At 74.5% G+C, this 13,877-nt stretch carries 14 protein-coding genes, 1 pseudogene and 1 riboswitch; of the genes and pseudogenes, 8 read left to right on the forward strand and 7 right to left on the reverse strand.

The window, feature by feature from the left end; all coding sequences use genetic code 11:
* The first annotated feature begins 36 nt into the window (after nt 1–36).
* Nucleotides 37–1,215, forward strand: coding sequence for a Glu/Leu/Phe/Val dehydrogenase dimerization domain-containing protein (locus ACFYXU_RS24770; RefSeq protein ID WP_389460000.1), 1,179 nt, complete (start codon nt 37–39; stop codon nt 1,213–1,215).
* A 63-nt stretch (nt 1,216–1,278) separates the two neighbouring features.
* Nucleotides 1,279–1,875: pseudogene (locus ACFYXU_RS24775) on the forward strand (TetR/AcrR family transcriptional regulator); the annotation flags it as partial.
* 241 nt (nt 1,876–2,116) lie between these two features.
* Here the strand turns inward: ACFYXU_RS24775 and ACFYXU_RS24780 are convergent.
* The 3 genes from ACFYXU_RS24780 to ACFYXU_RS24790 all read right to left on the reverse strand — a co-directional run bounded on the left by ACFYXU_RS24780 (nt 2,117) and on the right by ACFYXU_RS24790 (nt 4,413).
* Entirely contained in the window at nt 2,117–2,881 is a 765-nt protein-coding gene (locus tag ACFYXU_RS24780) for an SIMPL domain-containing protein (protein ID WP_389460002.1), read from the reverse strand.
* A 142-nt stretch (nt 2,882–3,023) separates the two neighbouring features.
* Nucleotides 3,024–4,061 (reverse strand): DUF6745 domain-containing protein, encoded by a 1,038-nt coding sequence (locus ACFYXU_RS24785; protein ID WP_389406291.1) that lies wholly within the window; start codon nt 4,059–4,061, stop codon nt 3,024–3,026.
* A gap of 25 nt (nt 4,062–4,086) precedes the next feature.
* On the reverse strand, nt 4,087–4,413 hold the full coding sequence (locus ACFYXU_RS24790; RefSeq protein WP_329853733.1) for a hypothetical protein: 327 nt from the start codon (nt 4,411–4,413) through the stop codon (nt 4,087–4,089).
* 166 nt (nt 4,414–4,579) lie between these two features.
* Between ACFYXU_RS24790 and ACFYXU_RS24795 the strand changes: the two genes are divergently transcribed.
* The 5 genes from ACFYXU_RS24795 to ACFYXU_RS24815 are packed head-to-tail and all read left to right on the forward strand — an operon-like array spanning nt 4,580 to nt 9,721.
* A complete protein-coding gene (locus ACFYXU_RS24795; RefSeq protein ID WP_389460004.1) occupies nt 4,580–5,539 on the forward strand; it encodes an STM4015 family protein in 960 nt (319 codons plus the stop codon).
* On the forward strand, nt 5,536–6,702 hold the full coding sequence (locus tag ACFYXU_RS24800; protein WP_389406292.1) for an STM4014 family protein: 1,167 nt from the start codon (nt 5,536–5,538) through the stop codon (nt 6,700–6,702). The genes ACFYXU_RS24795 and ACFYXU_RS24800 overlap by 4 nt, the downstream gene beginning before the upstream one ends.
* Nucleotides 6,703–6,713: 11 nt before the next feature.
* Entirely contained in the window at nt 6,714–7,535 is an 822-nt protein-coding gene (locus tag ACFYXU_RS24805; protein ID WP_376511076.1) for an STM4013/SEN3800 family hydrolase, read from the forward strand.
* Nucleotides 7,532–8,851, forward strand: a complete 1,320-nt coding sequence (locus tag ACFYXU_RS24810) for an STM4012 family radical SAM protein (RefSeq protein ID WP_389460007.1) — start codon at nt 7,532–7,534, stop codon at nt 8,849–8,851. The genes ACFYXU_RS24805 and ACFYXU_RS24810 overlap by 4 nt, the downstream gene beginning before the upstream one ends.
* 9 nt (nt 8,852–8,860) lie before the next feature.
* On the forward strand, nt 8,861–9,721 hold the full coding sequence (locus ACFYXU_RS24815) for an STM4011 family radical SAM protein (protein ID WP_361400635.1): 861 nt from the start codon (nt 8,861–8,863) through the stop codon (nt 9,719–9,721).
* A gap of 3 nt (nt 9,722–9,724) precedes the next feature.
* Here the strand turns inward: ACFYXU_RS24815 and ACFYXU_RS24820 are convergent, their stop codons facing one another.
* Together ACFYXU_RS24820 and ACFYXU_RS24825 are read right to left on the reverse strand one after the other, a co-directional pair.
* Entirely contained in the window at nt 9,725–10,519 is a 795-nt protein-coding gene (locus tag ACFYXU_RS24820; protein ID WP_329853743.1) for an SGNH/GDSL hydrolase family protein, read from the reverse strand.
* Nucleotides 10,520–10,690: 171 nt separating this feature from the next.
* Nucleotides 10,691–11,632, reverse strand: coding sequence for a peptidoglycan DD-metalloendopeptidase family protein (locus ACFYXU_RS24825; protein ID WP_376511027.1), 942 nt, complete (start codon nt 11,630–11,632; stop codon nt 10,691–10,693).
* 4 nt (nt 11,633–11,636) lie between these two features.
* A riboswitch (cyclic di-AMP (ydaO/yuaA leader) is annotated at nt 11,637–11,824 on the reverse strand.
* 341 nt (nt 11,825–12,165) lie between these two features.
* Between ACFYXU_RS24825 and ACFYXU_RS24830 the strand changes: the two genes are divergently transcribed.
* Nucleotides 12,166–12,987, forward strand: coding sequence for a tyrosine-protein phosphatase (locus tag ACFYXU_RS24830; RefSeq protein WP_376511025.1), 822 nt, complete (start codon nt 12,166–12,168; stop codon nt 12,985–12,987).
* A gap of 12 nt (nt 12,988–12,999) precedes the next feature.
* Here the strand turns inward: ACFYXU_RS24830 and ACFYXU_RS24835 are convergent, their stop codons facing one another.
* Both ACFYXU_RS24835 and ACFYXU_RS24840 read right to left on the reverse strand, forming a co-directional pair.
* Entirely contained in the window at nt 13,000–13,155 is a 156-nt protein-coding gene (locus tag ACFYXU_RS24835; protein WP_329853746.1) for a DUF6126 family protein, read from the reverse strand.
* Between the two features lie 61 nt (nt 13,156–13,216).
* A complete protein-coding gene (locus tag ACFYXU_RS24840; protein WP_376511023.1) occupies nt 13,217–13,846 on the reverse strand; it encodes a helix-turn-helix domain-containing protein in 630 nt (209 codons plus the stop codon).
* Nucleotides 13,847–13,877 lie beyond the last annotated feature (31 nt).

A 13,877-nucleotide genomic window follows, 5' to 3' on the forward strand; every position in this document is an offset into this window, starting at 1 on the left:
GTCCCGTCGGCCCCGTCCCCCACGAGGAGACCCGCGATGAGCCACGCCCCCCTGCTGTCCGTCGGATGGACCGACCACGTGACCGGGCGCCGGGGCCATCTCGTGGTCGACCGGCTCGTGCGCGGGGTGGCCAGCGGCGGGCTGCGGATGCGGGAGGGGTGCACGGCCGAGGAGGTCGCCGGGCTCGCCCGGGGCATGACCATGAAGGAGGCCCTGCACTACGACCCGTCCGCCCGGTACGTGCCGCTGGGCGGCGCCAAGGGCGGCATCGACTGCGACCCGCGCTCCCCCGAGGCGTACGGGGTGCTCGTGCGGTACCTGCGCGCCATGCGGCCCTACGTCGAGCGCTTCTGGACCACCGGGGAGGACCTCGGGCTCACCCAGGACCTGGTCGACCGCGCCGTGGCCGAGGCCGGTCTCGTCTCCTCCGTGCAGGCCGTGTACCCGCTCCTGGACGACGAGGCCGCGGCCCGGAAGCGGCTCGCCGACGCGTTCGCGATCGAGGTGGACGGGATCGGACTGGACGAGCTGGTCGGCGGGCTGGGGGTCGCCGAGTCCGTGCTCGTCGCCCTGGACCGGGCCGGGCGGTCCCCCGCCGGGACCCGGGTGTCGGTGCAGGGCCTGGGCACCATGGGCGGGGCGACCGCGCGCTTCCTGGCCCGGGCCGGACTGCGGGTGGTGGCCGTCGCGGACGTCCGGGGCACGATCGCGAACCCCGACGGCCTCGACGTCGAGGCGCTGCTCGCCGCCCGGGACGCCCACGGGACCGTCGACCGCTCCGCCCTGCGGCCCGGCGACCGCGAGGAGCCGCGGGACGCGTGGCTCTCGGCCGACGCCGAGGTGCTCGTCCCGGCGGCTGTCTCGTACGCGATCGATGGCGCGAACCAGGACCGGATCGGCGCCCGCTGGATCGCCGAGGCGGCGAACATGCCCGTCCTGCCGGAGGCCGAGGAGGCGCTCGCGGCGCGCGGCGTGACCGTGCTGCCGGACGTGGTCGTGAACTCGTGCACCAACGCCTGGTGGTGGTGGACGCTCTTCGGCGACATCGAGGCCGACGCGGAGCAGGCCTTCGACCGGGTACGGCGCTCGATGCGGGCCCTGGTCGGCGGGATGCTCGACCGGGCGGCGGCGGACGGCGTCAGTCCGCGCGCCGCGGCGCACGCGCTGGTGGACGAACGGCTGCCCGTCATCGCCGAGCGCTACGGCTGGTACTGATCCCCCACGCGCCCCAGCCGTGGACGATCTTGCTCCGTTTCCGTGCTGTGTAGGCTGCACGGCGTGGCGAGAGTGCGGTTGAGCGTGGCCGAGCGGCGGGACGAGCTGCTGGGGGCCGCCGTCGAGCAGATCGAGGCACGCGGCGTCGCGGCCGTCCGGATCTCCGACGTGGCCGCCGCGCTCGGAGTGAGCAACGCCCTCGTGCTCTACCACTTCTCGTCGAAGGAACAGCTGGTCGCCGCAGCCTTCGCGCACGCCGCCGAGGCCGATCTCGCCCAGCTGGGACGGATCCTGGGGCGACGCTCCACGGCGGAGCGACGGCTGCGGGCCGCCGTGCGCTGGTACGCCCCGACCGGCCAGGCCAAGGGCTGGCGGCTGTGGATCGAGGGCTGGGCGGCCTCGCTCCGCGATCCCGAGCTGCGCCGGGTCGCCGCCTCCCTCGACCAGGAGTGGAAGGCGGAGCTGACCCGGGTGATCGAGGAGGGCGTGGCCGCCGGGGAGTTCCCCTGCCCGGATCCGGCCGCGGCGGCCTGGCGGCTCACCGCCTTCCTGGACGGCCTCGCCGTCCAGACGACGGCCTATCCCGGCGCCCTCTCCCGCAGCGCGATGCTCCGCTGGGCGGACGAGGCACTCTCCCGCGAACTGGACCTCCCCGCGGAGCGCCCCGCGACACCCGGCTCCGACGGACACCGGGCACCCGCTCCCGCACCCACCCCCGCGGGTCCCCCCGGACCCGAGGGGGCGCGGGCGGACGGGGCACGAGCGGACGGGGCACGGGCGGACGCCGACGGTCCCGGGGCCGCCGACTCCTAGCCCCGCCCCCGACGCACCGCGCGAGCGGGCCGTCCCCGACCCGGTCCCGGTCCGACCCGATCCGGTCGGGTCCCGGTCCCGGCCCCCGTCAGACCAGCTCGTACACCGCCGAGACGGTGACCTGCTCCTCGATCTCGCCCGGCGCCAGCGGAACGCCCGTCTCGTCCGCGGCGAAGCCGGGGGCCGCCCCGGGACCCGGGCGCACGGACTCGCCCTCGCTCAGCGACACGAGCCGGCCCAGCCGGTGGCCGCTCAGCCGCGCGTGCTGCGAGGCCTTGTCGTGCGCGTCCCGGTAGGCCGCCTCACGGGCCGTGGCCCGGAGCGCCGAGGGGTCGGCGACGTCGAACACCACGCCGTTGACCCGGCCCGCGGCCCCGGTGGCGTCGTTCACCGCGCCGACGACCTGACCGGTCCTGTCGATGACGCGGACCTTCACGGAGAAGGACTGCGCCGCCTGATAGCCGGTCACCTTGCTCTCCCCCTCCTTGGTCTGGGTGTAGACCGGGGTCAGCGCGAGGCTGTCGGTGCGGATGTCCCGGTCCTCGATCTCCTGCCGGCGCAGGACGTCGAGCAGCACCTCGGCCGCCTTGCTCTGCGCCGCCATCGCCTCCTTCGCCGTCGGCCGGGCGACCTCGACCCCGACCGACAGGATCGCCAGGTCGGGCGCGGCGGAGGCGCGGCCGTTGCCCGTGACGGTGACCGTGGCGGTGGCCGGGGCGGCGGCGCGCAGACCGGTCCGCGCGGGCGCGGCGGCCAGGGCGGGGGCCGCGGTGCCGGCGAGGAGGCCGCCGAGCACGGCGGTGGCGGCGAGCAGTCGGGCGGTACGGGCGGCGCTGGGCCGGCGGATCGTCACGGGCGGTCCCTTCGGGGTGGGGGTGCCGGGTCTCCGGCGGGCACATCCCAGCACCCGGCGCCGCCGCCTCCCGTGCGCCACTCCTGACCGGGGGCTCCCTTCACCTCTCCGCACCAACCGGGCCCGGTCCCCCGGCGGGTGCTCAGGTCTGGACGAGCGGCTCGTACGCCTCCGGCAGGAGACCGAAGGTCCAGGCGACGCCCTCCCGGGCGGTCCTGGTCGCGGGCGGCACCCGGAGCCAGTAGGTGCGGTGGGTGCCGTCCGGCTCGGGCGTGGAGTTGACCACCTCGACCATCACCACGTCCTCGTCGTCGGCGAGTTCGATCCGCCAGAGGACGCCCGTCTCGTCGCTGTGCGCGTGCCGGGCCCCGGAAGCGGCGAGGTAGCGGTCGTAGCCGTAGTACTCCAGCATCACCCGTCGCAGTTCGGCGTTCTCCTCGTCGCGGATCCGCTCGGGGGTGAGCCCGGCGAGACCGGAGAGGAACGCGGCGGAGACCGCCATGCCCCGCCAGGCGTGCAGGGCGAAGCCGTCGGGGAAGGCGAGCGCCGGCCCGTCGCCCCGGTCCAGCCGCCCGGCCTCGTCCCGGTGGAGTGCGACGGGGCGCTCGCACACCACGACCGCGCGCTCGTACGGCCACCACCAGCCCGCGTGCCCGGCGACGGCGGCGAGTCCGGCGAGCCGGTCGCCGTGTCCGTCGAAGGCGGCGAGCCAGGCCGCGTCGTGCTGGCCGAGCACCGCGTCGAGCAGCAGCAGCCGCACCTCGGGCCCGCCGGTGCCCGCCGCCGGTCCCGCCGCCTCCGCGGCCTCCGTCACCCCCGCCCGTATCCGCTCGGCGAGGCCCCGCGTCCGGTCCCACAGGTGCGCCCCGGTCGCCTGCCAGTGCTCGGCCCAGCCCGCCGGGCCGAGCAGGTCGTGGAGGCGGCGGCGCTCCTCGGCCCAGGGCCGGGTGCGCACCTCGTCCCGGACCGGACGGCCCCGGTCCGCCAGGTCCCGTACGAGCGTGACGGCCGCGAGCGGCGAGTCCGCCCACAGGACGCGCTCCGGTTCCGCGAGGCCGGCCGTGCGGTACGCGAGCCGGACGCCCGCCTCGGCGGCCGCCCGGTCGGCGGGCCCGGTGGCGGCGGCGACGGCCCGCCATCTGTCCGCCGCGGTGGTGCGGTTCATCTCGATCTCCCCCATGTCCTTCACTTCTCTCCGGCGGACGTCAGTCCGCGACGATCCGGTACGCGCCGGGCACGTACTCCCGCTGCCGCACCACCCGGTACCAGCCCTTGGGGAGCGGTATCGGCGCGTGCTCCTCGTGCACCACCCGTCCGCCCTCGGGCAGTTCGAGCAGGAGCGGGCCGAAGGGCCCGGGCTCCGGCACGAGCCGGCCCGGGCCCGGGACCGCGTGGGCGTGTCCGGTGACCTCGCCGAGGGCGAGGAGCAGACGGCCCCGGGCGTCCCTCGGCTCCCCCGCCGCCCCCTTCACCCGCTCCGGAACGGCCGTCTCCGCGACGGGCACGATCAGCACGTCTCCCTGCCGGTACATGGCTCTCCCCCTACCGTCCGGCACGAGCGGCCGGACATGGGAACGACGCTAGGACCCGCCACTGACAATCGCTCCGGAGGCGACCCGGAGGGGCGCGGTGTCGGTGCCGCTTGGTACAACTCTCTCCATCAGCCGAGCCACCCCGATCGTTGTCTGGAGCGCCGCCATGACCGTTGGCACCCACCTGCAGGAATTCCACGGCCTGCCCGTGTTCGACTTCCCGGGCGCGGACGCGCAGGTCGGGCTGCCCGCGACGGACGCGGTCGCGTGGCGGATCTCGGCGCCGACGTACTCCGACCCCGGGGACGAGCTGTGGGGTCCGCAGTTCGAGCGCTTCCTGAAGACGGTCGACACGGGCCGGGTGCGCGCGCTGGTCGTCGGCGGCTGGGACGAGGCCTACGAGAACTCGTCCGCGGACATCGTCACCGCGCTCATCGGAGCGAACGACCGGCTGACGGGCCTGGAGGCGGTCTTCCTCGGCGACATGACCGGGGAGGACTGCGAGATCTCCTGGATCATCCAGTCCGACGTGACGCCGCTCCTCGCCGCCTACCCGGCCCTCGGGGAGTTCGGGGTGCGCGGCGGTTCGGAGCTGGCCTTCCCGTCGGTCCGGCACACGGGCCTGAAGGCCCTCGTGGTGCAGACCGGAGGCCTCCCCGCCGAGGTGGTGCGCGGCATCGTGGGCAGCGACCTGCCCGCCCTGGAGAAGCTGGAACTGTGGCTCGGCACCGACGAGTACGGCGGCGACAGCACCCCCGACGACCTGGCGCCGCTGCTGGCCGGCACGGCCTTCCCCGCCCTGCGCGAGCTGGGCCTGTGCGACAGCGTGATCCAGGACGCCGTGGCCGCCGCCGTCGCGGGCGCGCCGGTCGTCGCCCGGATCGAGCGGCTCGACCTGTCCATGGGCGTGCTCACCGACGAGGGCGCGGCGGCCCTCCTCGACGGGCAGCCGCTGACCCACCTCACCCACCTCGACCTGTCCCACCACTACCTGTCGGCGGCGATGGCCGAGCGGGTCCGCGCCGCGCTCGTCCCGTACGGCGTGACCGTCGACCTCGACGACGCGCAGGTGGCGGAGGACGACGGCGACGGGGACGTCTGGCGCTACGTCGCGGTCGCCGAATGACCTCCGGCCCGCGCCTCGTGGTCGTCGGCGACCCGGCGGGCCGTCGCGTCGCGTTCTTCCAGGACGCGCTGCGGACCGCCGGGCTGCCCGGGGCGCGGGCGGTGTCCTGGCCGGACGTGCTCCGGGGCCGGGCGCGGTTCGACGCGGGCGAGACGGTGCGGCTGGACTCTCCCGGTGAGGATCCGGAGACCGATCTGCTCCTGCGCGGCGTCGGCGATCCGGCCCGGGTCGAGGGCACCGGCCGCTGGTACGCACGGTTCACGCGGGCCGTGGCGGACCTCGGCCGGTCCGTCGCGGAGGCGGGTGCCGTCCTGGTCGACGACCCCGCCGAGCTGGCCGTCCTGTTCGACAAGCGGCTCGCGCACGGCCTGCTCGCGGCGGCCGGCGTCCCGGTCCCGGAGTCGCCGACCTCGGGGCCCGGCGCCCCGGTGGTGCGCGGCTGGGCGGACGTGCGGGCCCTGATCGGCGGGGCGGGGCCGCGCCGGGTGTTCGTGAAGCTCGCGCACGGCTCCTCCGCCTCGGGGGTGCTCGCGGTGGAGACCAACGGCGCGGGCCGGTTCCAGGCGACCACCTCGGTGGAGCGCGCGGGCGACGGACGGCTCTTCAACTCCCTGAGGGTGCGGCGCTACACGGGCGAGCACGAGGTCGCCGCGATCGTGGACGCCCTCGCCCCCGACGGCCTGCACGTCGAGCGCTGGGTGCCGAAGGCCACGCAGGACGGCCGGGCGGCCGATCTGCGGGTGGTGGTGATCGACGGGCGCGCCACCCACGCCGTGCTCCGCACCAGCCGTTCCCCGATGACCAATCTGCACCTGGGTGGTGCCCGGGGTGATCTCGACGCGGCCCGGGCGTCGATCGCGGCGGCCGGGGGCCGCTGGGAGGACGCGCTCGGGGTCTGCGAGCGGGCCGCCGCCGTCTTCCCCGGCACCCGGTGCGTGGGGGTCGACCTGCTGCCCGCGAGCGGCTGGCGGCGGTTCGCCGTCGGCGAGGTGAACGCCTTCGGCGACCTGCTGCCCGGCCTGACGGGCCTGCCCGGCGGCGGCGCCGAGGGACTCGACACGTACGGTGCCCAGGTGGCCGCCCAGTTTCCCGCCCACGCGCCCGTCCCGGGTCGCCCGCCCACCACGTACGCCTCTCGCACCACAGGAACGAGCACCCCGTGAACCAGCCCGACATGAACGCGATCGTCGGCAGCCACGACCTGCTCCTGGTCACCCTCGACACGCTCCGGTACGACGTGGCGGCCGAGCTCGCGGCGGAGGGCCGCATCCCGCATCTGGCGCGCCACCTCCCCGGCGGCGTCTGGGAGCGCCGGCACGCGCCCGGGAGCTTCACGTACGCCTCCCACCAGGCGATCTTCGCGGGCTTCCTGCCGACCCCGGCGGCTCAGGGGCCCCATCCCCGGCTGTTCGCGGCCCGCTTCGCGGGCAGCGAGTCGACGGCGGACGGGACCTGGGTCCACGACACCCCGGACTTCGTGTCCGCGCTGGCGGGCGCGGGCTACCGGACGGTGTGCGTGGGCGGCGTCGGGTTCTTCGACAAGCGGCCGCCGCTCGGCTCCGTGCTCCCCGGTCTGTTCGCGGAGAGCCACTGGGAGCCCTCGTTCGGCGTCGCCTCCCCCAGCTCCTTCGAGTCCCAGGTCGCGTGCGCCGAGGAGGTCGTCGCGGGGATGCCGCGGGAGGAGCGCCTGTTCCTCTTCGTCAACGTGTCCGCGCTGCACCAGCCCAACTGGTTCCATCTGCCGGGCGCGACCCCCGAGGCCGGCGACTCCCGGGAGACCCACGCGGCGGCCCTGGAGTACGTCGACCGGCACATCGGGCGGCTCTTCGCCGCGATGAGCAGCCGTCGCCCCTGTTTCGCGATCGTCTGCTCCGACCACGGCACCGCCTACGGGGAGGACGGCTTCACCGGACACCGGCTGGGGCACGAGGTGGTGTGGACCGTGCCGTACGCGCAGTTCGTCTTGGCCGGTCCCGAGAGCGAGGTCGCGGCATGAGCGACACCGCCCACCCGCTCCCGAGCGACCTGCCCCGCCCTTCGCCCGGCGACGTCCAGCGCCCTTCCCCGGGCGACGCCGCCCGTCCTTCCCCGGGCGACGTGCCCCGCCCGTACCGCAGCTACGTCTACGCCTATCCGCACAAGACGGCGTACCGCGCGCTCCCCGAGCGCCCCGGACTGGCCCAACTCTGGGCCGGGGAGCCGAAGGACGCCCTCTACCGGCAGGCCATCGCCGTCCGCGAGGCCCTCGGGGACACCGCGCCGGTGCGGTTCGCGACGGCCGCGTTCGGCGGCGGCACGCCCACCTTCCTCACCGCCGCCGAGCTGGAGCGGCTGTGCGACATCGCCGAGAAGCGGACGGGGGTGGACCTGCGGGCGGTGCCGCTCTCCGTGGAGACCTCCCCGGCGACCGCGACCGCGGACCGGCTGGCGCTGCTGGCGGACCGGGGCGCGACCCGGCTGAGCATCGGCGTGCAGACCTTCGTGGACGCGGAGGCGCGGGCGGCGGTCCGGCCGCAGCACCGCGCGGACGTCGAGGCGGCGCTCGGCCGGATCCGGGACACCGGCGTGCCCGTGCTGAACATCGACCTGATCTACGGCATCGACGGCCAGACGGAGCGGTCCTGGCGGGTCTCGCTGGACGCGGCCCTCGCCTGGCGGCCCGAGGAGCTGTATCTGTACCCGCTGTACGTGCGCCCGCTCACCGGCCTCGGCCGGATCCAGGACCCGGCGGCGGCCGACCGCGCGTGGGACGAGCACCGGCTCCGGCTCTACCGGTACGGCCGGGACCACCTCCTCGCGCACGGCTACGAGCAGGTGTCGATGCGGATGTTCCGCCGGGCGGACGCCGGCCCCGCGGGACCCGACGACTACGCCTGCCAGACGGACGGCATGATCGGCCTGGGATGCGGCGCCCGCTCGTACACCTCGGCGCTGCACTACTCCTTCGACTACGCGGTGGACATGCGGGAGATCCGCTCGATCATCGACGCGTACACGGAGACGGAGGACTTCTCGCGCGCCGAGGTCGGCCGGGCGGTGGACGCGGACGAGGCCCGGCGCCGTCATCTGCTCCAGTCGCTGCTCCAGGCCGAGGGCATGGAGATCGCCGGGTACGAGGAGCGGTTCGGGTCCTCCCCGTTCGCGGACTTCGGTCCGGAGCTCGCCCGCTTCGGGGAGTACGGCTGGCTCGCGGACGCCCCGGCGGGCCTGCTGCGGCTGTCGCCCGAGGGGCTCGCGCACTCGGACGGGCTCGGCCCCGAGCTGTTCTCCCCCGCGGTACGGGCCGCGATGGCCGCGTACGAGACGAAGTAGGCGGCGCCCGTGGACCTCACCGTGCTCTACCGGGGGCCGCTCGCCTCCTGCGACTACGACTGCCCCTACTGTCCCTTCGCCAAGCGCCGGGACAGCCGGGAGCAGCTGCGCGCGGACCGGGCCGCGCTCGAACGGTTCACCGGCTGGGCCGCGGACCGGACCGAGGACCGGCTGCGGATCCTCTTCACCCCGTGGGGCGAGGGCCTCGTCCGCTCCTGGTACCGGCGGGCGCTGGTCGAGCTGTCCCGGCTGCCGCACGTGGAGCGGGTGGCGATCCAGACCAATCTGAGCTGCCGGACCGAGTGGCTGGCCGAGGCCGACCCGGAGAGCGTGGCCCTCTGGTGCACGTACCACCCGGGGGAGACGCCGCGCGAGCGGTTCCTCGGCAAGTGCCGGGAGCTCGCGGAGCGGGGCGTCCGGTTCAGCGTCGGGGTGGTCGGGCTCCCCGGGCACCGGGACGAGGCCCGCCTGCTGCGGGCCGCGCTGCCACCGCACGTCTACCTCTGGGTGAACGCGGCCGAGGGCCACACGTACACCGACGCGGAGGCCGAGGACTGGACGGAGCTCGACCCGCTGTTCCCGTACAGCCGGCATCCGCACCGCTCCGCGGGGCTGCCCTGCCGCACCGGCGAGTCGGTGATCTCGGTGGACGGCGAGGGGACGGTGCGGCGCTGCCACTTCGTCAGGGCCGAGCTGGGGAACCTGTACGACGGCTCGTACCGGGCCGCGCTGCGTCCCCGCGCGTGCCCCCTCGCCCGGTGCGACTGCCACATCGGCTACGTCCACCTGGAGACGCTGCCGCTGTACGACGTGTTCGCGGGCGGGGTCCTGGAGCGGATCCCCGCCGCGCTCCCGGCCGCCGGAGGCTGAGGCCTACAGCGGCAGGAGGTCGGGGCGCTTGGCCTCGACGTGGTCGCCCGAGCTCTCGCCCCGCAGCCGGCGCCCGATCCAGGGCACCAGGTACTCCCTGGCCCAGTGGATGTCGTCGCGGCGCACCTCCAGCGTGCCGCGCGGCGGGACCGGCGGCCAGTGCTGGTCCGGGTCGGCGGGCACCGGCAGGCCGACGACCTGGGCGGCGCGCAGGGCGACCCGGGTGTGGCCCTCGGGCGAGAGGTGCAGCCGGTCGTCGTCCCAGGCGCGCCGGTCCTGGACGGACCTCAGCGACCAGAGGTCGAGGACCGGGCAGCCGTAGCGGTCCGCGATGGCCCGGACGTGACCGTTGTACGTGGCGATCTTGCCGCGCAGGTGCTTGAGGAGGGCCACGCCGCGGGTGTCGAAGCCGGTGGTCACCATGACGGTGCCGACGGCGGAGGAGAGGTCGGCGACGGCGCGCTCGAAGCGCTCGGCCACCTCGTCGGGGTCCGTTCCGGGGCGGATGATGTCGTTGCCGCCCGCGCAGAAGGTCACCAGGTCGGGGGCGAGTTCCTTCGCCCGCGGGACCTGTTCCGCCACGATCTGGTCGAGGAGGCGCCCGCGTACGGCCAGGTTGGCGTAGCGGAAGCCGTCGTGCTCCGGCAGCTGGTCGGCGAGCAGGACCGCGAAGCGGTCCGCCCAGCCGACGTACGTCCCGTCGGGCCCGGGGTCTCCGACGCCCTCGGTGAAGCTGTCGCCGATCGCCGCGTACGACCCGAATGCGTTCTTGTCTCTTGATCTCGAATCGTCTGCCACGGGAGCACATCCTTCACCTTTCCGTGTGACCTACGCGACCGTAAGGAGGGGTTGACGACGGGTGACATATGCCACCGATAAAGATTCCCCCAAAACGGAATACGCCTCAGGCCCGGCACATGAGTGCCGGGCCTGAGGCGGTGCGAGGCGCCGAGGGGCTCCGAAGGAGCGTCAGATGTTCACGCCGTGCTGACGGAGGGCCGCCAGCGGGTCGATGTCGGAGCCGTACTCCGGGCCGGTCCGCATCTCGAAGTGCAGGTGCGGGCCGGTGACGTTGCCGGTGGCGCCGGAGAGGCCGATCTGCTGGCCGCCGGTGACGGTCTGGCCGGCGGAGACGGAGATCGAGGACAGGTGGGCGTACTGCGAGAAGGTGCCGTCGGCGTGCTGGATGACGACCTGGTTGCCGTACGCGCCGCCGTCACCGGCGGAGTAGACGGTGCCGGGGCCCACCGCGACGACGGTGGTGCCGGTCGAGGCGATGAAGTCGACACCGGTGTGGTAGCCGGAGGACCACATGGAGCCCGAGGCCTTGTACGCGGTGCCGGTGCCGCCGCTGACCGGGGCGACCCAGCCGGAGGAGGAGGTCGTGCCGGCCGAGGAGGACGACGCCGGGGCGGACGCGGGGGCGGCGGCCGGGGCCGAGGAGCGCTCGCTGCTGCGCGAGGCGCGCGGGGTGTCGCCGTTCTTGCCGGTGCTCGCCTCGCTCTGGTGCGCGGCGGGCTCGGCAGTGCCCTTGGCGCCGAGGGTGAGCTTCATCCCGGGCAGGATCAGCGCGGGGTCCTCGCCGACGACCTGACGGTTGTCCTGGTAGAGCTTCTGCCAGCCGCCCTTGACGTGGTGCTCGGCGGCGATCTTCGAGAGGTAGTCGCCCCGGACGACGGAGTACGTCTTCGGCGCGGCCTTCGTGGTGGTGGGCGCGGCCTGGACGGCGGCGGCCTTCACCTGGGCGACGGCGTGGGCGGGAGCGGCGGCCGGGGCGGCCTGCTCGGCGGCGTGGGCGCCGGTGGCTCCGAGGAGCGGGAGGGCGACGACGGCGCCGCCGGTGCCGGCGGCGGCGATGCCGCGGGTCAGGCGGCTGGACTTGACGCGGCGGTGCTTACCCGATGCGGGCATGGCGAATTCCTCTCCGGCGCCTGCGAGGTGAGCTGTCGGGTTCGGACTGGAGATGTCCGGCCGCGTCTGCACGCGACTTCACCCCGAGCCGTCCTTCTTCGAGGGATCGGCGTAGTACCTGGGTCCCCCGCTCCTGCCTCGTACGGGTGAGTGTGGAATCCGGTCGGTGGCAGGATTCGGCGGTCCGTCCGGAAGTGAGCGCGACGCTAGACGAGTGGGGTCGGGGCGAACAAGCCGCGAATTCCACGCACTCCGGGATCGCGGGTCGTCCGGCCGGAATTCCGGTCACCCTCCGTGGATGACGGTCCTTCGATCTCCCTTTTCCCGGGGGTATTTGGAAAAGACGATCAGGCACGGTCCGTCACGTTTATGACGCTGCTCACGCGCCGATCCCCATCTCCCCTGCAACCGGGGCGGGTTACCGCTAAACCCTCAATACGGACAGATCACCCATTCCCGTCCGAGGGGGTGCGTGCCCGGGTCCGGGAAAGAGATGATTGCCCCAGGAACCGATCTACAGAACAGGAGCAGCCGTGACGCAGCAGCTGCCGCAGGTCCCGCCCGCCGATGCCGCCGAGCCCGAGCTCGCGGGGGTCCGCAACTTCCGGGACGTGGCCGGCCTGCCGACGGCGGACGGGCGCGCCGTCCGCCCGGGCCGCCTCTTCCGCAGCGGCCACCTGGCCCACGCGACGGAGGACGACGCCGCCTTCCTCGCCTCGCTCGGCCTGCACACGGTCTTCGACTTCCGCAACGAGTCGGACCGGAAGGTGGAGGGCGCGGACGTCGAGCTGCCCGGCGTGCGGAACGTGAACATACCGCTCAGCGACCCGGCCGACGGCAAGGAGTTCTGGAAGCTGGTGCGCGGCGGCGAGATCGCGCAGCTCCGGGAGATCCTCGGGGACGGCAAGGCCGCCGCCCGGATGACCGACTCGTACCGGAGGATGATCGTCGAGCGGACCCCGGAGCACAGCCGGATCCTCCACTCCATGGCGGAGGAGAGCGTCCCGGCCCTGATGCACTGCGCGGCCGGGAAGGACCGGGCCGGTCTCGGCATCGCGATCACGCTGCTCGCGATCGGCGTCGAGCGGGAGGCGATCGAGGCCGACTACGTGAAGTCGAACGACCCGCACCGCCGCTACAACGTGCGCCGCAGCTCCGTCGCCGAGGACGCGATGTCGCCCGAGGTGATGGAGCTGCTGAGCCCGCTCTTCGACGCGCGGGTGGAGTATCTGCGGGCCGCCTTCGAGACGATCGAGACGACCTGGGGTTCGGTGGACGCCTACCTCGCCGACGGCCTGAAGCTGGCCCCGGAGACCCGGGAGCGGCTGCGGGAGCTGCTCCTCACGGAGGCGTGAGGAGCCGGAGCGCTACCGGTTCTGCCCGCCCAGCGTGAAGAGCAGGTAGAGGAAGCCGGCGAAGAGGTGGCCGGCGACCAGATAGGCGAAGAGCCGGAGCACGAGCCCCTTGGGGAACTTGCCGTCACCGCGCTCTTCGCCGGTGACAGGTGCGGACTTCTCGGACATGTCGTTCCTTTCTTGAAGAATCGTCATGGAGTGAACGTCACGGAGCAGGCGTCACGGATGGTCAGCTCCGATGCGGCGTCCCGTCGCCGAAGCACAGCTCGGCGACGGGACTCTGCATCAGGGTGTGGACGAAGAGCAGCTCGGCTCCGCCGGGTGTCGCGGCGCCGATCCGGTGCGGCGTCAGCGAGTCGAAGTGCGCGCTGTCCCCGGGATCGAGGACGTGGACGGCCTCCCCGAGCGCGAGCCGCACCCGCCCCTCCAGGACGTGGATCCACTCCTCGCCGGGGTGGACGCGCACGATGTCGGTCCGGGTGGCGTACGGCACGTGGACCCGCAGGCACTGGAGCGCCCGGCCCGCGCCGCCCGCCTGGCGGTAGATCCAGCCGTCGGCCTCCACCGGTTCGGAGCGGCCGGCCCGGACGACCGGATCGCGCTCGGGCGGCGCCTCCCCCAGGAGCTCGGAGACCGTCGTACCGTAGATGCGGGACAGGGCGAGCAGCATCGGCAGCGAGGGCTGCCGGTTCCCGGTCTCCAGGCGCGAGAGGTGGGCCGGCGAGAGACCGGCCCGCTGGGCGGCGGCCTCCAGGGTGAGGCCCCTGCGGCGGCGCAGGGCCCGCAGCTGCGGGGCGACGTCGGGCAGGACGCCGGGAGTGACGGGGTCCGGGGAGGTCTCCCCGGGGACGTGGTCCATGGGTCCATTCCGCCAGGATCGTGCCTCTGAG

It is taken from the genome of Streptomyces sp. NPDC002232, assembly GCF_042890295.1.
Taxonomy (GTDB): Bacteria; Actinomycetota; Actinomycetes; order Streptomycetales; family Streptomycetaceae; genus Streptomyces.

What these genes read in the sequence shown, in the direction of transcription:
- ACFYXU_RS24770 (WP_389460000.1), top strand. Translation starts at nt 37, where the DNA reads ATGAGCCACGCCCCCCTGCTGTCCGTCGGATGGACCGACCACGTGACC.
- ACFYXU_RS24785 (WP_389406291.1), bottom strand. Translation starts at nt 4,061, where the DNA reads ATGGGGGAGATCGAGATGAACCGCACCACCGCGGCGGACAGATGGCGG.
- ACFYXU_RS24790 (WP_329853733.1), bottom strand. Translation starts at nt 4,413, where the DNA reads ATGTACCGGCAGGGAGACGTGCTGATCGTGCCCGTCGCGGAGACGGCC.
- ACFYXU_RS24795 (WP_389460004.1), top strand. Translation starts at nt 4,580, where the DNA reads ATGACCGTTGGCACCCACCTGCAGGAATTCCACGGCCTGCCCGTGTTC.
- ACFYXU_RS24800 (WP_389406292.1), top strand. Translation starts at nt 5,536, where the DNA reads ATGACCTCCGGCCCGCGCCTCGTGGTCGTCGGCGACCCGGCGGGCCGT.
- ACFYXU_RS24805 (WP_376511076.1), top strand. Translation starts at nt 6,714, where the DNA reads ATGAACGCGATCGTCGGCAGCCACGACCTGCTCCTGGTCACCCTCGAC.
- ACFYXU_RS24810 (WP_389460007.1), top strand. Translation starts at nt 7,532, where the DNA reads ATGAGCGACACCGCCCACCCGCTCCCGAGCGACCTGCCCCGCCCTTCG.
- ACFYXU_RS24825 (WP_376511027.1), bottom strand. Translation starts at nt 11,632, where the DNA reads ATGCCCGCATCGGGTAAGCACCGCCGCGTCAAGTCCAGCCGCCTGACC.
- ACFYXU_RS24835 (WP_329853746.1), bottom strand. Translation starts at nt 13,155, where the DNA reads ATGTCCGAGAAGTCCGCACCTGTCACCGGCGAAGAGCGCGGTGACGGC.
- ACFYXU_RS24840 (WP_376511023.1), bottom strand. Translation starts at nt 13,846, where the DNA reads ATGGACCACGTCCCCGGGGAGACCTCCCCGGACCCCGTCACTCCCGGC.